Source organism: Acinetobacter sp. ABJ_C4_1, assembly GCF_044538495.1.
Classification (GTDB): Bacteria; Pseudomonadota; Gammaproteobacteria; order Pseudomonadales; family Moraxellaceae; genus Acinetobacter; species Acinetobacter nosocomialis_A.
Map to the genome: position 1 here is coordinate 428,856 of NZ_JBIUCQ010000001.1, position 20,077 is coordinate 448,932.

General features: G+C 39.2%; 17 protein-coding genes. 13 read left to right on the plus strand and 4 right to left on the minus strand.

Going from position 1 to position 20,077, the window contains the following annotated elements:
* Positions 1-183 precede the first annotated feature (183 nt).
* The gene (locus ACIF8R_RS01985) at positions 184-1,212 is read right to left on the minus strand and encodes an AraC family transcriptional regulator ligand-binding domain-containing protein (protein ID WP_396478736.1); all 1,029 of its coding nucleotides are present in this window, start codon (positions 1,210-1,212) and stop codon (positions 184-186) included.
* A gap of 166 nt (positions 1,213-1,378) precedes the next feature.
* Between ACIF8R_RS01985 and ACIF8R_RS01990 the strand changes: the two genes are divergently transcribed.
* The 3 genes from ACIF8R_RS01990 to ACIF8R_RS02000 all read left to right on the plus strand — a co-directional run bounded on the left by ACIF8R_RS01990 (position 1,379) and on the right by ACIF8R_RS02000 (position 5,170).
* Entirely contained in the window at positions 1,379-2,149 is a 771-nt protein-coding gene (locus ACIF8R_RS01990; protein ID WP_396478738.1) for a 3-hydroxyacyl-CoA dehydrogenase, read from the plus strand.
* Positions 2,150-2,168: 19 nt separating this feature from the next.
* The gene (locus ACIF8R_RS01995; protein WP_000602467.1) at positions 2,169-3,305 is read left to right on the plus strand and encodes an acyl-CoA dehydrogenase family protein; all 1,137 of its coding nucleotides are present in this window, start codon (positions 2,169-2,171) and stop codon (positions 3,303-3,305) included.
* A 221-nt stretch (positions 3,306-3,526) separates the two neighbouring features.
* The gene (locus ACIF8R_RS02000; RefSeq protein WP_396478740.1) at positions 3,527-5,170 is read left to right on the plus strand and encodes an AMP-binding protein; all 1,644 of its coding nucleotides are present in this window, start codon (positions 3,527-3,529) and stop codon (positions 5,168-5,170) included.
* A 44-nt stretch (positions 5,171-5,214) separates the two neighbouring features.
* On the opposite strand, the gene ACIF8R_RS02005 is transcribed toward ACIF8R_RS02000, so the two are convergent.
* Positions 5,215-5,793 (minus strand): flavin reductase family protein, encoded by a 579-nt coding sequence (locus ACIF8R_RS02005; protein WP_396478741.1) that lies wholly within the window; start codon positions 5,791-5,793, stop codon positions 5,215-5,217.
* A 169-nt stretch (positions 5,794-5,962) separates the two neighbouring features.
* On the opposite strand from ACIF8R_RS02005, the gene ACIF8R_RS02010 reads away from it, so the two are divergent.
* From ACIF8R_RS02010 to ACIF8R_RS02050, 9 genes are all read left to right on the plus strand, one after another.
* Complete coding sequence (locus ACIF8R_RS02010) at positions 5,963-6,739, plus strand: HesA/MoeB/ThiF family protein (RefSeq protein WP_396478743.1); 777 nt, start codon at positions 5,963-5,965, stop codon at positions 6,737-6,739.
* A gap of 58 nt (positions 6,740-6,797) precedes the next feature.
* A complete protein-coding gene (locus ACIF8R_RS02015; RefSeq protein WP_077164894.1) occupies positions 6,798-8,096 on the plus strand; it encodes an AarF/ABC1/UbiB kinase family protein in 1,299 nt (432 codons plus the stop codon).
* A gap of 15 nt (positions 8,097-8,111) precedes the next feature.
* Positions 8,112-8,492 carry a dihydroneopterin aldolase gene (gene folB, locus ACIF8R_RS02020; protein WP_009391809.1) on the plus strand — a complete coding sequence of 127 codons (381 nt, stop codon included), beginning with the start codon at positions 8,112-8,114 and terminating at the stop codon, positions 8,490-8,492.
* A complete protein-coding gene (locus ACIF8R_RS02025) occupies positions 8,449-8,886 on the plus strand; it encodes a 2-amino-4-hydroxy-6-hydroxymethyldihydropteridine diphosphokinase (protein ID WP_343568185.1) in 438 nt (145 codons plus the stop codon). The genes folB and ACIF8R_RS02025 overlap by 44 nt, the downstream gene beginning before the upstream one ends.
* 258 nt (positions 8,887-9,144) lie before the next feature.
* Positions 9,145-10,854 carry a potassium-transporting ATPase subunit KdpA gene (gene kdpA, locus ACIF8R_RS02030; RefSeq protein WP_396478746.1) on the plus strand — a complete coding sequence of 570 codons (1,710 nt, stop codon included), beginning with the start codon at positions 9,145-9,147 and terminating at the stop codon, positions 10,852-10,854.
* Positions 10,855-10,862: 8 nt separating this feature from the next.
* Positions 10,863-12,902, plus strand: a complete 2,040-nt coding sequence (gene kdpB / locus ACIF8R_RS02035) for a potassium-transporting ATPase subunit KdpB (RefSeq protein WP_396478748.1) — start codon at positions 10,863-10,865, stop codon at positions 12,900-12,902.
* Between the two features lie 13 nt (positions 12,903-12,915).
* Entirely contained in the window at positions 12,916-13,521 is a 606-nt protein-coding gene (kdpC, locus tag ACIF8R_RS02040) for a potassium-transporting ATPase subunit KdpC (protein ID WP_396478750.1), read from the plus strand.
* Between the two features lie 38 nt (positions 13,522-13,559).
* Positions 13,560-16,214, plus strand: coding sequence for an ATP-binding protein (locus ACIF8R_RS02045; protein ID WP_396478752.1), 2,655 nt, complete (start codon positions 13,560-13,562; stop codon positions 16,212-16,214).
* Positions 16,215-16,225: 11 nt separating this feature from the next.
* Positions 16,226-16,942, plus strand: coding sequence for a response regulator (locus tag ACIF8R_RS02050; RefSeq protein WP_284084092.1), 717 nt, complete (start codon positions 16,226-16,228; stop codon positions 16,940-16,942).
* Between the two features lie 75 nt (positions 16,943-17,017).
* On the opposite strand, the gene ACIF8R_RS02055 is transcribed toward ACIF8R_RS02050, so the two are convergent.
* A complete protein-coding gene (locus tag ACIF8R_RS02055) occupies positions 17,018-18,442 on the minus strand; it encodes a glutamine synthetase family protein (RefSeq protein WP_396478755.1) in 1,425 nt (474 codons plus the stop codon).
* Positions 18,443-18,847: 405 nt separating this feature from the next.
* On the opposite strand from ACIF8R_RS02055, the gene ACIF8R_RS02060 reads away from it, so the two are divergent.
* The gene (locus ACIF8R_RS02060; protein WP_045543973.1) at positions 18,848-19,396 is read left to right on the plus strand and encodes a DUF2799 domain-containing protein; all 549 of its coding nucleotides are present in this window, start codon (positions 18,848-18,850) and stop codon (positions 19,394-19,396) included.
* A 43-nt stretch (positions 19,397-19,439) separates the two neighbouring features.
* Here ACIF8R_RS02060 and coq7 read toward each other — a convergent pair whose 3' ends face one another.
* Positions 19,440-20,075 (minus strand): 2-polyprenyl-3-methyl-6-methoxy-1,4-benzoquinone monooxygenase, encoded by a 636-nt coding sequence (gene coq7, locus ACIF8R_RS02065; protein WP_396478756.1) that lies wholly within the window; start codon positions 20,073-20,075, stop codon positions 19,440-19,442.
* Between the last annotated feature and the right edge of the window lie 2 nt (positions 20,076-20,077).

Genomic DNA, 20,077 nt, shown 5'->3' on the forward strand with positions numbered 1-20,077 from the left:
ACAAACTTAGTTATTTTGATTTGTAAATCAGTTTGAAAGATAAAAGTTTAGATAAAATTATAAGTTAATGTTTTATAGGCATTATTAATTTTTAAATAATGCGTTATATGAAATATTCAATTTAAAAGACATAAATATCATAAGCTTAAGTGTTTAGACTTAAAGCTTCGTTGGATGCATATGCTATTGCTTGTGCGTAGTTAAATTATCTCGATACGCACCTGGGCTAACACCTGTCCATTTTTTAAAGGCACGGTGAAAAGCACTTGGATCATGGAAGTTTAAGTCTTCACTAATGTCTTGTATTGAATCATTACTTTTGCTTAAGCGTTCAATCGCAATATCACAGCGAATTTCATTTTTAATTTGTTGATAACTTACTCCTTCGTGTTTGAGGCGGCGTTGAACAGTAGCTTCCGAAATATTGAGTTGCTGTGCGACATCTTTAAGTTCGGGCCATTGGGCTGGGTGAAGCTTTAATAAATGACGACGAATAAGAACGCTCAAGGCATTTTCATTTTTAAAGCGAACTAACAGATTTTGCGGAGTTTGTTCTAAAAAATCATAAAGCGATTTTTTATCTTTTTTAATTTTAATATCTAAGTAGTGGGCATCAAACTCAACCTGATTTATTTCGGCATTAAATTGTATATCTTCACAAAAACGTACGAGGTAATCTTGAATATCGTTTGGTTTTGGACAGCGTACCGCAATATTGTTTAAGCCAATTCGCTGATCTACCAGCCAACACATAAGCCCATGTACCAACATTAAAAAGGTTGCGTAGGTAAACATACGTTTGGGTTGGTCACGATCACGAATGACCAAATAAGCTTTTTCTTGTTCTCGAATTAACTCTCCACGCATATCATCTAAAACAAAGTTAAAAAACTTCAAAATATCATAGAGAGCCTTTTCTAAAGTTTCAGCCGTACTGACGAGTTTTGTAAGTAATTTATAGCTACCACGACGCATAGGGTGGCTATCCATACCAAAAAATTCATCATTCATGGCATTGGCAAGTTCAATCCATAATTTTGCATACGTTGCTACCGGAACACGCGCTTTAGGTGTCATGAATAATTCAGCAGGAATACCTGCTTTATTCAAAATAATTTGAGTATTTAGCCCCTTGGCATAAGCCGCACTTAATGCTTCATGTACCAGTGCAATCGAAATTGTTCCTTTGCTTAAAGAAGATTGGACAACCATGTCAAAGACTCATTTTTTTACGTATTTCAAGTGAAATATTTCATATTCAAAATTTGGATTGATCAAAAGCTGCAAGCATTTTGAGGTTTTTTGAAATTGTATCGGAAAAAAACAACTTTTACTCTCACTACTAAGGTTAAAGAACATTTCTATAGGACATTACATAATGAAAATTCAAGGAAAACATTTCGTGATTACAGGTGGCGGCTCTGGTTTAGGAGCTGCAACGGCTGAATATTTAGTGCAACAAGGTGCCTCAGTCACATTAGTAGACATGAATGTAGAAGCAGGTGAGCAGCAGGCGAAACAATTAGGATCAAAAACTGACTTTGTAAAACTTGATGTAACCGATGAAGTTGCTGCAGAACAGTTCTTTAAAGATGTGTTGGTTAAACATGGACATTTGCATGGTTTGGTGAACTGTGCAGGTATTGGCCCTTCTGCGAAAGTAGTTGGCCGTGAGGGTGTTCATGACTTAGGGTTATTTGCAAAGACTTTAAATATTAATGTCACAGGTACATTTAATATGCTGCGTTTTGCAGCAGATGCAATGAGTAAAAATACAGTTGAAACAGGTGAAGAGGACCGTGGAGTTATTGTGAACACCGCTTCTGTTGCGGCATTTGACGGTCAAATTGGACAGGCAGCATATTCAGCGTCTAAAGGCGCTATTGTGGCGATGACTTTGCCGATCGCTCGTGAGCTTGCGCGCCATGCTATTCGCATTATGACCATTGCGCCAGGAATTATGGAAACTCCAATGCTTAAGGGCATGCCACAAAATGTGCAAGATGCTTTGGGACAAATGGTGCCATATCCATCTCGTTTAGGAAAACCCGAAGAGTTTGCTCGTTTGGTTGCCCACATTGCTGAAAATTCATATTTAAATGGTGAAGTCATCCGTCTAGATGGTGCGATTCGTATGGCAGCAAAATAATAAAAATAAGGATGTTGAAATGATTCTAAATGCTGAACAAAGTATGGTTCAGGAGATGATGCGTAACTATGCGCAAAATCAGTTAAAACCAACAGCTGCACATCGCGATAAGACCCATGAATTTCCGGCTCAGGAACTCAAAGATTTAGGTGCACTAGGTGCTATGGGAATGACTGTGCCCGATGAATGGGGCGGTGCTGGAATGGATTATGTATCTTTGGTACTCGCAATTGAGGAAATTGCCGCAGGCGATGGTGCTATTTCGACAATCGTAAGCGTACAAAACTCTTTGATTTGCGGTATTACATTGGCATACGGTTCAGAGCAGCAAAAACAAACCTATTTGCCAAAATTTGCCTCTGGCGAATGGTTGGGATGCTTTTGTTTAACTGAGCCACATGTTGGTTCCGATGCGAGCGCGATTTTATGTAAAGCCGAGCGAGATGGTGACCATTGGGTTCTCAATGGCGTAAAGCAATTTATTACCAGTGGTAAAAATGCTCAAGTGGCTTTGGTATTTGCGGTTACAGATAAACAGGCTGGCAAAAAAGGCATTTCATGCTTTCTTGTACCGACCAATACACAAGGCTACTTGGTGACTCGTATTGAAGACAAAATGGGTCAACATGCTTCGGACACCGCAACTATTACGTTAGAGGACTGCCGGATTCCTTTAGAAAATTTGGTGGGGCAAGAAGGTGAAGGTTATAAAATTGCACTATCTAATTTAGCGGCTGGTCGTATTGGTATTGCGGCTCAATCTGTCGGTATGGCAAGAGCTGCTTTTGATGCAGCCGTGCAATACGCAAATGAACGTAAGGCCTTTGGTGTAGAGCTGGTTCAGCATCAGGCGGTTGGTTTTCGCTTAGCAGATATGGCAACCCAGATTGAAGCAGCACATCAGCTAGTTTTGCATGCGGCAACTTTAAAAGATGCGGGACTACCTTGTTTAAAAGAGGCCTCAATGGCGAAACTCTTTGCATCAACTATGGCTGAGCGAGTATGTTCGGATGCAATCCAGATTCATGGCGGTTATGGATACGTCAGTGATTTCCCCGTTGAGAGAATTTATCGTGATGTCCGTGTAAGCCAGATTTATGAAGGTGCTTCTGATATTCAGCGCTTGGTGATTGCTCGTGAAGTGGCTCAAGTTTAGATCATAAGGTATTGAGTTTTTAAACTTAAAACTGCAAGAAGCCGCACACCATGTGCGGTTTCTTGCAATTGAAATGATGCATTTTTGCTATTAGTTTTGTTTTGAAATAGATGGAAAAGTTGAAGAAATATTCTTCGAGCTTTAGCTAAAACAATAACAGTCAGGACAGATTTTGTGGCCTTACACAAAATCAATCATCAAACGGAATGAAGGTGAGCATCATGAAAACTTTGGCAGAAGCTTATCAGCAATTTGATCTTGCAAAACTCATTGAAGAGCAACTTGTTGGGCATCCCCAAGCAATAAATGCTTATGTTGAGTGCTGTGAGCGTTATGTAGGAAAAAATAAAACAGCGCTTATTTGGGAAGGAAAAAACGGGCAGGCAGAGCACTATACCTTCGAACAACTTGCTGAGCTTTCTGGAAAACTTGCTAACTTCTTTAAAGCACAAGGAATTCAAGCTGGAGATTGTATTGCAGGACTTCTACCAAGAACGCCTGAGTTATTAATTACAATTTTGGCAGCATGGCGCATTGGGGCTATTTATCAACCTTTATTTACTGCTTTTGAAGCAAAATCGATTGATCACCGTATTACGACTGCTCAAACTAAATTGATTGTGACCAATGATGAACAGCGCCCTAAACTGAATACTTTAAATATTCCGGTTATTGTCACTGTTCATCAGACTGGTCTTTTATCTGAGCATGACTTTGATTTTTGGCAATCTTTACAACGCTATTCTGAGCAATGTGAGCCAGTAAATCGTAGCTTTGATGATGACTTTTTAATGATGTTTACCTCTGGTACGACTGGACTTGCGAAGTCTGTACCCGTTCCACTAAAAGCAATTTTGGCATTTAAAGGTTATATGACTCATGCTGTCGATTTGCGTGAAGAGGATATATTCTGGAATTTGGCAGATCCGGGCTGGGCGTATGGCTTGTATTATGGCATTACTGGGCCTTTAAGCTTGGGGCATAGCATTATTATGGATGAGCGCTCATTTAATGTTGACCAAGCCATTGAGCTGATCAAAAAATACAAAATAAATAATTTAACAGGATCGCCAACAGCATTTCGAATGTTCTTTGGGTTTAAGGAAAAATTTGACCCTTCAATTAAACAACATTTACGCGTAGTGAGTAGTGCAGGTGAGCCATTAACTCCTGAGGTTGTGAACTGGTTTAAGCAGGATTTAGAGGTCAATATTTTTGATCAGTATGGCCAAACTGAACTCGGCATGGTGATTGCGAACCACCATGCGCTTGAGCACCCATTAAAAGTAGGTTCAGCTGGTTTTGCAATTCCTGGGCATCGTTTTGCGGTGTTAGACCAAAATTATCAAGAATTACCAACTGATGGTGTTGGTATTTTGGCGATGGACTCGGAGCAGTCGCCATTAATGTGGTTTAAAGGCTATGGTGGCAATAATCGCAAATCATTTGTTGGTAAGTATTATTTAACTGGTGACACGGTCACTTTAAACGAACATGGCGGCATTGATTTTGTTGGACGTGCTGACGATGTCATTACAACATCGGGCTACCGAGTTGGACCATTCGATGTTGAAAGTACTTTGTTAGAGTGCGAAGCGGTATTAGAGTCAGCAGTAATTGGTAAGCCAGATCCGGAACGAACCGAGATAGTAAAAGCTTTTGTGGTGCTTAAACCTGCTTATCAAGCGTGTGAAACATTAAAAGATAAATTACAGCAATATGTTCGTAACCGTTTATCTCGGCATGCGTACCCAAAAGAAATCGAGTTTGTGGATAGTCTACCGAAAACCACGAGCGGAAAAATTCAAAGAGGATTATTGAAGCAGCAAGAAATTGCAAAAATGCAGCAAGCCTACGCAAGCTAAGTTGAACAAAGGGAAATATTTAGAATTTCCCTTTATTTTTTATATTAGAGGTCGGCTTTCACTTCTTCACCAATCAAGTAAAACGTTCCACCAGCAATATAGTGCAGGCTACGAAGTTCTTTTGGTGCATCCTGAAAATGCCAGTGCCCATCTCTAAAAACGCGGCTATCTGCCCATGCACTTACAACAGAACCAATAAATAAATCATGAGCTGACTGATTGTGCGGTTCAGGAATAAGTTTACAAACCAGCCATGCGATACAACCTGATACAAGTGGGCTAGTAAGACCTTCTTGATAAAACAGTTCAACACCGCAGTGTTCAAGTTTTTGTGGGTCATCTAATTTACTAATGGTGCCAAGTTGCTTGGTCATATTAAGCTGTGCATAGCAAGGAACTTGTAGGGTGAAGTAACCGCTTTGCTCAACAAGCTGTCGAGTTTTCGTACTTTTATCTAAAACTACAGACACTTTGGCAGGTTTAAACTCTAATGCACATGCCCATGCGGCAGCCATTACATTGCAGTCATCACCATGTTGTGCAGAAACCAGCACAGTTGGACCATGATTTAATAAACGATAAGCTTTTTCTAACTCTACTGGTGCAATATATGATTGAGACATATTTAGCCTAAGTAACAAAGAAACTAGTTCATTCTATTGTTGCAGAAAGTGTGAGAGAAGTAATGTGATAGGGTATTAACCGAATAAAAAAGTTGTTTCCATTTTATAGCTTTCATAATGATTAACTTAGTCATAAAATCACTTGGCTTCTAAGTGAAAGGATTAACGTGTGACCGAGCTTCAAAATATCGATTTTGTAGAGTTAAGTGATGAAGAAATGCATCTCTATAGCCGTCAGATTTTACTTGATGGATGGGATATTGAAGCTCAGGAAAAACTCAAACTTGCTAATGTACTGATTGTAGGCGCGGGTGGAATAGGCTGTAGCAGTGCAGAGCTACTTGCGCGAGCAGGGGTTGGAAAAATTACACTCATTGATGCAGATACCATTGAGATAAGTAATTTACAGCGTCAAATTGCATTTGGTCATGAAGATATTGGTCGTTATAAAGCTGAAATTCTGGCAAAACGGTTACAGAAAATTAACCCTTATATCTGTGTTGAATACTATAACGAACGTTTAGACGAACATAACATTGATAGACTTGTTGAACATCAAGATGTGGTACTGGATGGCTGTGATAACTTTACAACTCGCTATTTAGTAAATAGTGCTTGTAAGAAGCATCAGGTCGCATTAATTAGTGCCTCCGCAATTGGCTTTCAGGCGCAAATGTTTATGGTAGAAGGTGATTCAGCTTGTTATGAATGTTTGTTTCCAAAAGAACAGCATGACAATGAAGGTCTGCGCTGTGCAGAGTCAGGAGTGCTTGCAACGACTCCTGTAATGATAGCGTCATTACAAGCACATCACACTTTGTTATATTTAGGGCTTAATCGTACTCCTCTGAAACAGAAACTGTTACTTTGGGATGGATTAAATATGACACAACGTATTGTTAATTTTGATAAAGATATAAATTGTTCACTTTGTCAGGCAAGCTAATCAGCAAATAAATCAAAATTTGCTACACTTGAGACGAATATTCTGGTTCTAAAGAAATATGAAAAAAAATATTTTATTTGATGGATTGCGCTCAGTTGCCCGTATCGGTGAAACCGCAGTGGTTGCTGCTAAAGCTGGTATTAAGTACGCAACTGATAAGCCAAGTAATGCCAAACTCATGCGTGAGACTTTTGAGTCGCTTGGCTCAACATATATTAAGCTTGGTCAGTTTATCGCGAGTACACCATCGCTATTTCCGCGTGAATATGTAGAAGAATTTCAAGGTTGTTTAGATCAGACACCAACTCTGCCATTTAGTTATATTCAAGGCGTGCTTGCCTCTGAATTTGAAGGGCGTGATTTAAACCAGATTTTTAGTTATATCGATGAAAAACCTTTAGCTTCTGCTTCAATTGCTCAGGTTCACGCAGCTAAACTGACCACAGGTGAAGATGTCGTTATAAAAGTACAAAAACCTGGCGTAGAAACTATTTTATACACTGACTTAAACGTGGTGCACTGGGCTGCAAAGCTGCTTGAACGTGCAGTCCCTAAAATCAAGTTTGCTGCTCTTTCTGACATTGTTGATGAAATCAAAACTCGTATGGTGCGTGAAGTCGACTTTATTGAAGAAGCCCAAAACTTAGATGACTTTATAGAATATTTAAATATTTCTCAAAACCACGCTGCGACAGCCCCTAAAGTTTATCATCAGTTTTCTACGCGTCGTGTGTTGACCATGCAGCGTTTATATGGTGTCTCTTTGACAGATTTTAGTGTGGTAAAACAATATGCTAAAGACCCATCACAAGTGCTGATTACTGCCATGAATACATGGTTTGGTAGTCTTATGCTCTGTAAGAGTTTCCACGCTGACTTACATGCTGGAAATCTAATGTTGCTTGAAGATGGCCGAATTGGTTTTATCGATTTCGGTATTGTGGGGCAGTTAAAGCCAGAAGTCTGGACAGCGTGTATTGCATTTATGGATGCCTTACAAAAAACTGATTATCAGGCAATGGCTGAAAATATGTTGAAAATGGGCATGACCCATAACAAGGTCGATGTTCAGGTTTTAGCCCAAGATTTAGAGCGTTTGTTTAACGGCGTATTAATGGCCGATCCACAGCAGATTTTGTCTACTAATCCTGCCGATTTAAATGACATCATGATGGATATGGTAGGTGTAGGCGAGCGCCACGGTATTAAATTCCCTCGAGATTTTGCCTTGTTATTTAAGCAAATGCTTTATTTCGATCGTTTTATGCGCGTACTCGCACCATATACTGATATTTATGCAGACCAACGTTTGAAAATGGTTCAAAATATGGAACCTGCTTCGTTGTTAAAGCACTAAGGTCAGTTTAAATTTATGGATGCCATTATTATTGAAGGCTTGAAGGTTGAGACAGTGATTGGCTGTTTCAACTGGGAAAGACAAATCATTCAACCTTTAATGTTGGATTTAACCATCCATAATGATTTGAGCCGAGCTGCGGAGTCTGACAAGCTTGAGGATACACTCAACTATGCGCAGATTTGTGAGTTATCGGCTCAAACCATTCAGCAAGCTAAACCTGAGTTAATTGAGCACGCAGCTCATCTGGTTTTGCAATGTTTATTTGAAACCTTTCCAACAATTGAAAAAATTACCATAACCATCCGTAAGCCAGCCATCATTGCAGAAGCAAACGCTGTAGGAATTCGTCTTGAACGCACCAGAAACAATTTTTGCGCTCGCCCTAGCGAGTAATTTAGACGCAGATCAGCACTTTACTTTTGCTTATACGCAATTAGCAACTTTGGGGAAAGTGCAGTTTTCATCTGTTTATCAAATTCCATGCCGAGATGGTATTGGAGATGATTACTGGAATTCAGCATGTCTATTAAGAAGCACTTTAGCCTGTGAACAAATTGAATCTTTTCTCAAGAAACTTGAGTCAGATTCTGGACGTGTTCGTCCATCGCATCATATTTCTTTAGATGTAGATTTGATTGCATGGGGAAGTGATCTGGACCATATGCAATTTAATTCTAAAAAACTACCTTTAGCACTTGATGTCAAAATCCCTTTATATGAGCTTTGGCATTGTGAAAGTTTAAAGGCTAATAGTCCGCTTTATCCGGTCGTCAATTTTAAATTTTAAGGTCTTTCAAACTAAAATTTACGCAAAATTTACGCGGCCTTTGAGTTCCTCAATAGAGAATTTACGAGCATTTTATCCATACTGAAATCCACTAAATTAGTGTTACTTCAGGACAATAAAGATGCTTATAAATTCTCAAATGCGCATCTTGCATCAGTCTGGCATAGCCTTATGCGGACTAAAAACAAATGATATTTCCCCATCTCTCCTTATTTTCATTTTGGCAAATCAAGCCAAGGGGTATAGAGGAGAATAGCCATGTTAGAACTTATCCTTGTTTTATTTATTGCTATTTTTTTAGCATGGTGCCTCAGCAAATATCTATCCAAAGTGATGACAAATCAGCCGATGGTTGGCGATGGATTATTTCGTTGGATTGAAAATCCTGTATATCGCTTGTTAGGTATATCTCCACAACAACAAATGAACTGGAAACAATATTCTTTAGCATTTGTTGTGAGCTGTATTTTTCTTGCAGTGGCTATTCTTGCTATTTTTATGACGCAAGCATGGCTACCATTAAACCCAAATCATGCACCAAATATGAGTTGGGATTTAGCATTACACACGGTTATTTCATTTTTAACAAACACCAACCAACAGCATTATTCTGGTCAAGCTCAATTATCTTATTTGTCGCAAATGACAGGTATTGTAGGTTTGCAAGTCATCACACCAATGATGGGACTAGCTTTAGTTGTTGCGACTTTAAGAGCTTTCTTTTATCAACGTCCAAGCCATATTGCAGCTGACGTTGCTGAACAGCCAGATCAAATTTTAATTGGTAACTATTGGGCAGATGTAATACGTCCCACCGTACGTTTCTTGCTTCCTCTTTGTTTTGTTTGGTCATTGTTGCTCAATAGCCAAGGCGTGCCTGCAACTTTTCAGGGTGGGCCAGAAGTACAGCTTATTGATAAAGCGAATACCGTACAAACCCAAAAAATTCCTTTAGGGCCAGTTGCACCAATGGTAGCGATTAAGCAATTGGGTAGTAATGGTGGTGGTTGGTATGGTCCAAATAGTAGTGTGCCTTTAGAAAATCCGACACCATTTTCTAATTTACTAGAAATGATTGCGATATTACTTATTCCACTTACCGTGATTTTTATGGTTGGGCATTTTACCCAGCGTAAAAAGTTTGCTTACTTTGTGTTTGGCAGCATGCTTTTCATGTCGATTATTTCAGGTGCAGCAGCTGTCTGGTCTGAGAGTATGTCATCGACAGCATCTCAACTTGCCGTAATGGAAGGTAAAGAACAACGTTTTGGACCAGCCGCATCAGCAGTTTGGGCAGCAATCACTACACAGGTGAATAATGGTTCGGTCAATATGATGCATGATTCTTCTGCGCCACTTACTGGTTTAGTCGAACTCATCAACATGTTGATTAATGCGATTTGGGGTGGTGTGGGCTGTGGTCTGCAACAGTTTATGATTTATCTGTTACTTGCCGTATTTATTGCAGGTTTAATGACAGGTCGTACTCCTGAATTGTTTGGGCGCAAAATTGAAGCATCAGAGATCAAGTTACTTGCGATTATTATCTTAATTCAGCCTCTTATTATTCTGGCTTTTACAGCCTTGAGTCTTAGTATTCCGGGATTATCAGGTATCACAAACCCTGGACCACACGGTATTAGCCAGGTGTTCTATGAATATGTTTCTGCTTTTGCAAACAATGGTTCAGGTTTTGAAGGCCTTGGAGACAACACGGTATGGTGGAATGTCACTTGTAGTATCGCTCTACTGTTAGGACGTTTTCCAACTTTAATTTTGCCATTAATGATTGCGACACGTTTAGCAGCAAAAAGAAAAGCACCTGAAACAGCAGGTAGTCTTCAAGTTGAAACTCCAACCTTTGCTTTAACGCTGATTACGATTGTTGTGTTGCTTACCTTATTACAATTTATGCCAGTTCTTGTCCTTGGGCCTATTGCCGATCAACTTTTGTTGGTTAAAGGCTAAGGAGGCGAGTGAAAATGAATACACAAACTCATGTAAATAGCCATAAACAAACCATGGCAGTGCCAAATTTTGAAGTTTGGAAAAATGCATTTGTGAAACTGCTACCGCAGCATGCAATTAAAAACCCTGTGATGGCAATTGTATGGCTTGGAACAGTGCTTACAGGCATTAGTACAATCTTGGATTACACCACGCTGTTATTTGGTTTCGCGGTTACAGCAATTCTGTTTATTACTATTTTATTTGCTAACTATGCTGAAGCGGTTGCAGAGGCTAGAGGTCGTGGACAGGCATCTTCATTACGTGCAGCAAGAGAAAATTTGACTGCTCGAAGACTTAATTCTTTGACAGATCGCCAAACCACTCAAATTGCAGCCACTGAACTTCATTTAAATGATTTTATTGAAGTACATGCAGGTGAGCTTGTTCCAGCCGACGGTGAGATTGTAGAAGGCTTTGCCACCATTAATGAATCGGCGGTTACAGGTGAGTCTGCACCTGTGCTACGTGAAGCTGGAACTGACCGTTCAGGTGTTATTGGCGGAACCAAAGTTCTTACAGATCGTATTGTTGTGCAAGTGACTGCTGAATCTGGTCAAAGTTTCTTAGACCGTATGATTGCTTTAGTTGAAGGTTCAAATCGCCAAAAAACACCGAATGAGATTGCACTTGGCTTCTTGTTAATGGTGATGACAATCACGTTTTTAATTGTTGTGATTAGCTTGCCGTTTATTGCTCATTATTTGCATATTGAACTTGATCCAGTTGTACTCGTAGCATTGTTAGTCTGCTTAATTCCAACAACCATTGGCGGCTTGTTACCTGCGATTGGTATTGCAGGTATGAACCGCGCGCTCAAAGCCAATGTTTTGGCGAAATCAGGTAAAGCTGTCGAAGTTGCAGGTGACATTGATGTGCTTTTACTGGATAAAACAGGAACCATTACTTATGGTGACCGTCAAGCAACCTCATTTTATCCTTTAACTTCTGTGACTGAATCTGAATTAAGAGCTGCTGCTTGGGTAAGCTCACTTGCTGACCCGACACCAGAAGGCAAGTCGATTGTTAAGTTAGCAAAAGAACGGGGTTTAAAACAGCAAGAACCTGAGCAAGCCGAATTTATCTCTTTTAGTGCTTCGACTCGAATTTCTGGTGTGAATTTACCGAATGGTGACCAAATTCGTAAAGGTGCTTTAGATGCAATCTTGAAATTTGTAGATGAAGATTATTCTCAAGATTTAGAGTTAAAAGCACGTGTTGAACAAGTTGCCAAAAAAGGGGCAACACCATTGGTTGTCGCAAATCAACATCATGTATTGGGTGTGATTGAGCTTTCAGATGTGATTAAACACGGCATTAAAGAACGTTTTGCACGTTTAAGAGAAATGGGTATTAAAACTGTCATGGTTACAGGTGATAACCCATTAACTGCTGCCGCAATTGCTGCTGAAGCTGGTGTAGATGACTATATTGCCGAAGCAAAACCAGAAGATAAATTGGCTTGTATTCGTACTGAACAACAACAAGGTCGTTTAGTTGCAATGGTTGGTGATGGAACCAACGATGCGCCAGCATTGGCACAAGCCGATATTGGTTTGGCTATGAACTCAGGTACACAAGCTGCTAAAGAAGCTGGCAATATGGTTGATTTAGACTCTGATCCGACCAAACTGCTTGCTGTAGTTGAGATTGGGAAACAGCAGCTAATTACCCGTGGTGCTTTAACAACCTTTTCGTTAGCAAATGACGTCTCTAAATACTTTGCCATCTTGCCTGCATTGTTCGCTGCTGTGATTCCACAAATGCAAGTATTGAATGTAATGCACTTAGCAAGTCCAAGCAGCGCGATTTTATCGGCATTAATTTTTAACGCGATTATTATTCCGTTATTAATTCCAATCGCACTTCGAGGCGTGAAATTTAAACCGTCAACGGCAACTCAGTTACTACGTCGAAATATGTTGATTTATGGTGTGGGTGGCGTGGTTCTACCATTCATTGCCATTAAAGCGATTGATGTTGTGATTGTTCAATTATTTGGTTTGTAATCTGGAGTTTGAAATGAAAACTTATGCACAAAATTCAGAAGCAAATTTGGGTCAGACCTTAAGAGCATCTTTGGGATTATTAATTTTTACCTTAGTTGGCTGTGGTGCTGTTTATAGTGCGATTGCTACAGGTGCGGGACAGGTTTTATTTAACAATCAAGCGAATGGTAGTTTGATTGAAATAGATCATAAAGTTTTAGGGTCAAAATTAGTCGCTCAGCCATTTGTGGGAGAGGCTTATTTTCATCCACGTCCTTCAGCAGTTGCTTATGACCCAATGTCTATGGGGGCCACAAACTTAGCTCTTACCAATCCAGAGCTTCAAAAACAAATTGATGCTCAGATTCTTGACGTGAAAAAACAAGACCACACAGGTAATGCCCCTATTCCAAGTGATTTAGTGACGAAATCAGGTAGTGGTATTGATCCGCATATTAGCCCTGAGGCAGCTCAGTTACAGGTTGCCAGAGTGGCTCCAGCGCGTCATTTAGACCCTAAAGTTGTAGAAGAGTTACTCCAAAAGCATATTGAACCAGTTCAGTTTGGTGTACTAGGGCAAGCTCGTGTTAATGTATTAGAGCTAAATATCGCTTTAGATCAATTACAATCTATACATTAACTTAAAAATAAAATTGTTAGTTTACCGGATGATATCAAGTGCAAAGCAATCGCGAAAATCAGGCTGAAGCCTTATTAAATCATGTCAACAGATATCAAGCCGGTCGACTAACGGTCTTTTTAGGTGCAGCGCCCGGTGTCGGCAAAACCTATGCCATGCTTGCCCGTGCTAAAGAGTTATATCAACAGGGCACAGATGTTGTTGTGGGTATTGTTGAAACCCACGGAAGAATAGAAACTCTAAAAATTTTGGAAGGGTTGCCTCAAATTGCTAGAAAGGAAATGCAATATCAGGGGCATACTTTAGAAGAAATGGACTTGGATGCTATTTTACTCAGGCATCCAGAAATTGTTTTGGTTGATGAGTTGGCTCATCGTAATATACCCAATAGTCGCCATGAACGACGGTGGCAAGATGTCAATGAATTGCTAGACGCTGGTATTGATGTATTTACGACCATTAATATTCAGCATTTAGAAAGCTTAAACGATGTGGTACATCAGATTACGGGCATTCGAGTAAATGAAACTGTGCCAGATCGTGTATTTGATCGTATTCGAGACATTCGTTTAATTGATTTACCTGTTAGTGAACTCATTGAAAGGCTCCATCAAGGGAAAGTCTATGTGCCAGAGCAAGCGAATCTGGCATTGCAAGGCTTTTTTAGCATTTCAAACTTAACTGCCTTACGTGAACTGGCAATGCAATGCGTTGCTGAGCATGTCGATTTAGATTTAAAACAGAGTTACACCTCTAAGGGATTGAAGTCTATCTCGTTGCAAAATGAACTGATGATTGCGATAGATGGACAAGGTTCTTCTGAATATTTAGTACGGGCAGGTTGTCGATTAGCTGAACGCTATGGAGCAACATGGACTGTAGTGAATGTTGCTAAAAGTTTGGACTTTGGACAGAGTTCAGGAAACTCATATAAAAAAGAATATATCGAGATCGACCGCGCATTTGAGCTGGCTCGACAACTCGGTGGTCGAACAGAAGTCTTATATGGGCATCGAGCTGCGTCAGTGTTAATGGATGCTGCCGTTGATCGAGGTATTTCCAATCTGGTCATTGGCAAAAGTATTTCGCCGTGGTGGTTAAAGTTATTTAAGAAAAATTTAGCTCAGCAATTATTAAATCAAGAAAACTCGATTGCTTTAACGATTTTGCATCCAGAACAGGGCACTAAAAAGACAACTCAACTTGAAAAGCCATCATTTTTATCATTAAAAGAAAGTGTTTTTGTTTTAGCGGTTACTTGTGTCAGTATTTTTATAGCTCACTTTGCCGAAGTTCTATTGGGTATTGAAGACTTTTCTGTCATTTTTATTATTTCAGTTTTAATTGTAGCAACGAAAACCCGAATGCTTGCTGCAGTAGTAGCTGCTCTTATTTGTTTCTTGGCCTATAATTTTTTCTTTATAGCGCCACGTTTTACATTTCAAATTTCAGCACACCAAGGGGTGGTTACCGTTGTTGCTTTTTTTGCGGCAGCTTTAATCGCTGGGCGGTTGGCTTCTCAGTTACGTCATCAGGTTTTGTCTTTAAAAGCTGCGAATGCCTACACCACAGTGATGCAAGACTTGGCACGTAAACTTTCTAGTGCGGTAAACCTTGAAGAAGTCATGCAAACAGGTCGTATGACTTTAGAAACGCAACTTCAAACTAAGGTGTGGATTTCTATTCAAGATAGAGTCATTTCATCCGACATAGAGCTAAACGATAAAGAAAAAGTAGCCGCAGAATGGTGCTTAAAACATCAACAACCGTGCGGACGTTTTACCGATACTCTTAGTCAATCGAACTGGTGGTTTTTACCACTTTTAGAACAGAAAAATAGCCTGGGTATTGTGGGGATTTACTTTAAGGATGACGTGGTTTCTCTAAATTTTGAGCAAAAGAAACTGACTGAAAGTGTAATTGAATATATTGCACAGGCAGCACTTCGAACCCAATTGGTCAATGAGCTAGAACAAGCAAAAGTCACTAGTGAAACAGAGCGATTACGTTCTGCTTTATTATCTTCGGTATCACATGATTTACGTTCACCACTTGCTTCTATTATTGGAGCAGCAGACACGCTTGCCAATTTTAAAGCTGATATGTCAGAACAAGACCAGCAAGATCTGCTTGAAACAATTCATTTAGAAGGTGAGCGTTTAGATCGTTATATTCAAAACTTGCTTGATATGACGCGCTTAGGCCACGAAGGTCTAACTTTAAAAAGAGACTGGATAGGGGTAGATGAATTAATTGGTTCAGCAACCCGCCGTTTAAAGCGTTATAAACCAGATACGCAAGTGGTCGTTCAGTTACCTGAGCAACCGATTAGTTTATATGTCCACCCCGCACTGGTAGAGCAAGCTATTTTTAATGTTTTAGAAAATGCCGCAAACTTTTCACCTCCAGATGAACCAGTCATGATTCATGCTCAACTTTCATCAGAAGATGAAGTAAAAATTGAAATTGAAGATAGAGGAGCGGGAATTCCTGAAGACGAAAGACATCGTATTTTTGATATGTTTTATACGATGGAACGAGGAGACCGTGGAAAGTTTGGTACTGGTTTAGGGCTTACAATCGTAAAGGCGATTATTGGTGCTCATATGGGTACAATAGAGGCATTTTCAGGGCGCCAAAATAAAGGTACTTTAATTCAAATCAGATTACCCATTCACCCAGTAAAAGAATAAGTTGTAAATTCATGATAAGTTCCGAAACATCACCTGTAGAAACACGCATTGTGATTATTGATGATGAGCCTCAAATCCGTAAATTTTTAGACATTGCTTTAAGAACTCAAAAATATAAAACCACGCTCTGCGAAACGGGTTACAAAGGTCTAGAAGCTTTAGCAACCCAAGGTGCCGACTTGGTTGTTCTAGATCTGGGTTTACCCGATTTAGACGGGAAAGAAGTCCTTCAAGAGTTACGTAGCTGGTCGAATGTGCCGGTTATTGTGCTATCTGTACGTGCTGATGAATACGAAAAAGTTGCTTTGCTAGATGCTGGCGCAAATGACTACATGACCAAGCCTTTTAGTGTTCAAGAGCTTTTGGCACGCATACGTGTCATCTTAAGAAATCAACCAATCCAGCAAGAAGCACATGTATATGACGATGGTTATCTTAAAGTCGATGTCACACAACGTTTGGTTTGGGTCGAGCAGCAGCCAATTACTTTAACTCGAAAAGAGTTTCAACTTTTAACGCTATTAATGCGCTATCAAGGACAGCTTTTAACACAGCCACAGCTCTTAAAAGAACTATGGGGGCCAACTCATCAGGAAGATACGCATTATTTGCGTATTTTGGTGGGTAAGTTGCGGAGTAAACTGGGAGATAACGCGATTCAGCCACGTTATATTGCTACTGAGCCTGGTGTTGGGTTACGTTTTTTAGCCAAGCAGAAAAATCATTAACTAGATATAAAAAAACCTTAGGGTATTTCTCCCTAAGGGTTTGCAAAGTGGTTTATAGTTTTTTGCTTTTTTTATTTAAATATCCCAATGTTGTTCTGCTTCAGTCATTTGGCTGTAAATATTTTGATATTCAGCCTGCTTAACTGTGTACCAATGTTCGACAAAGTCTGCTCCTAAATATCCTTTTAAAATAAGACTTCCTTTAAATATTTTTAAGGCTTCTGGCTGATTATTAGCTAATAAAATGTGTTCATCTTGAAACTTCAAAAGATGAGCAGGTTTTGGCAGCGGTAATCTATGAGATAAGCCGTAAGATACACCTGCTAGAATAGTGGCTGTAACAAGATAGGGGTTACAGTCAGCTCCAGCAACTCGATATTCTAAACGTTGATTTTGTACATCCGAGCATGGAATGCGAATTGCGACATTACGATTATTGGTATCCCAATTGGCTTCTAATGGCACATGATGACCAATTTTAAAACGTCTATAAGAATTAATATTAGGCGCTAAAATCGCCATAGATGCAGGCATTAACTCAATGAGTCCGCTAATCGCGCTGAGTAATTTGGTAGAAAGCTCATCTTTTTCTTCTTCTGAGCTAAATATATTTTCATGGTATTGATTCAGCATACTCATATGAAAATGCATGCCGCTTCCAGCTTTTGCTAAGTTCGGTTTCGCCATGAAACAAGCAGTTAAATCATGCTTTCTTGCGACTTGCTTTACAATTCTTTTTAAAGCATTAATTTGATCGCATAGCTTCAAAATGTCATGGCTGTGTTGAAGATTTAGTTCATATTGTCCAGGAGATGACTCTGCAACAATCGCGGTAATTTCAATAGATTGTAGTAGAGCGGCTTTTTCAACCTCATCTAGGACTTGTTGATAGTTATTTGGTGCATCTATATCAAAGCATTGGTTTTCTATACATGTTTCAGCCTGATACTGAGGTGAGAAAAGATAAAACTCTAGCTCGGCAGCCATGACCGGAAAATAATTATGATCGTGTAACTGATTTAATATTTTTTTTAATATATTGCGTGGTTCATAGCGACAGTCTGTACCATCTTCTTCTTGCATGGATAGGTAAAGCTGGGCATTTAATTCTGGGGATAAGGCACTTGGTTGCAAGCTGCCTAAAATGGGCAGGCAAAGTCTATCTGGTTCACCAATATATTTTCCTAGGCCTGTTTCTTCAATTACTTTTCCATCAAGGCTCATGGCGTAAACAGAAAGTGGAAAATAACATCCATGAGAGAGGTTTTTGAGGCTTTTAATGTCAATTCGTTTACCACGAATATGCCCGTTTAAGTCATGTAAACAAATATCAATGTGCTGAGTCTGCGGATATAAACTTAAATATTCATCGACTTCTTTTAAAAAAAGTTCTGCGTTGAAAGTGTGATCTTGTGTTGGTGGAATAAAATTATCTGATATTTTAAATGCCTTAAAGTGAGGATCTTTTAAGTTTAAATTTGGGTAAATAAGTGTACTCATTATAAAAAACCTTGGTGGTTAATTAGCTAAAATCCTACCTTAGCCTTTGAAGGAAATCGCGTAAAAAAAGAGTAAAGATGGTTGAACAATATTTTATGAGTAATTTGATTTTTTATATTTATAATCAATATATTGAGTCTCATGTTTATAATCAATTTTTAAAGTAAAATTAGCGTATAAGAGCAGTCAGCGCATTATAAAATTCTACTGATTTCTCTTTTTAAAATTAAACAAAGCTAAAAATTTAAGCTTCTCATTTGGTGAGATGGTCAAACTGCTTTAAACTTAAATGCTTATCCAGTTAAACATTTATTTATAAATCTTGAATTGAGCAAGGCTTATATAGCACATGTACTGGAATTTTATTTTTTGCGTTTTTAAATTTTATTTTTGAGTTTTCTTAATATGAAAAATATCGGTTTAGCCATTTTAGCAATCAGCCTTTCAGGTTGTGCTGCAATGAGCGTAGAAGAATGTAAGACTGCGAATTGGTCATTAGTGGGTGAGAAAGATGGTTCAAAGGGGTCTTCACCGCGTTTAGATCAATATTACAAAGCATGTGGAAAAGCCAATATTGTTCCAGATCAAAAGTCATATGAACGTGGATATAAAGAAGGTCTAGGGTATTATTGCCAGCCAGCAAACATTTTTTATAATGCTTTAGAAGGGAATGGGAATATTAATGTATGTCCAATCGAGCAGCGTAATCGTTTAAGACCTTATTATCGAGCTGCCTCAGATTACTACAATGCAAAAAATGAATACGACCGTTATGACGAAAAGTTTAAGCAGTATTCGGACAGTGCTTATAACGAAAAATTAAAGCCAGAAGAGCGTGAACGTTATCGCAAGCTTTTAAGAGAACTACAAATTGATCGTGACCGTATTAATCGCAACTATTGGAACTCAATTCGAGATATCGAACGTTTCAAATATGATCACGGCTTAAAATAATATTTGAAAAGGATTGATCTAAATGAGATCAATCCTTTGTTTTTTAAAGATAATAACTCGTTTTAGTCATTAACTTTGAAATGGCGGTCATACTGATTTTTACTGCATAAGGTAATTCAACACCACCTGCTTCAAGCGCTGTATGGCGATGATGTAATTCATCTTCATTCATTTGCTCTAAAATTTTACGAGAGCGTTCATCTTGAGCTGGTAACTGATTTAAGTGATCTTGCAAATGAAGGCTGACTTGACGTTCAGTTTCAGCAACAAAACCTAAGCTATATTTATCACCAGCAATACCTGCAAGAGCGCCCATACCATATGAAAGGCCGTACCAGATTGGGTTCAATAAACTTGTATGGCTATTCAACTCTTTTAAACGGTCTTCGCACCAAGCTAAATGGTCTTGTTCTTCAATTGCTGCTTGTTGCATTTCACGGCGTACATTCGGTAATTTCGCCGTTAATGCTTGTCCATGATAAAGCGCTTGAGCACATACTTCACCACTATGGTTAACACGCATGAGGCCTGCAACATGGCGAGCATCTTCTACACCAAGTTGTGTTTCAGCCGTTTCAGCTGGGTTTTGGCGCTGTGCTGATGTTGCACCTGGAACAAGACTACGCAATGCCTGATCAAAGGAGTTAATAAGTTGATCAATTCCCGTGTAGTGGCGCATAA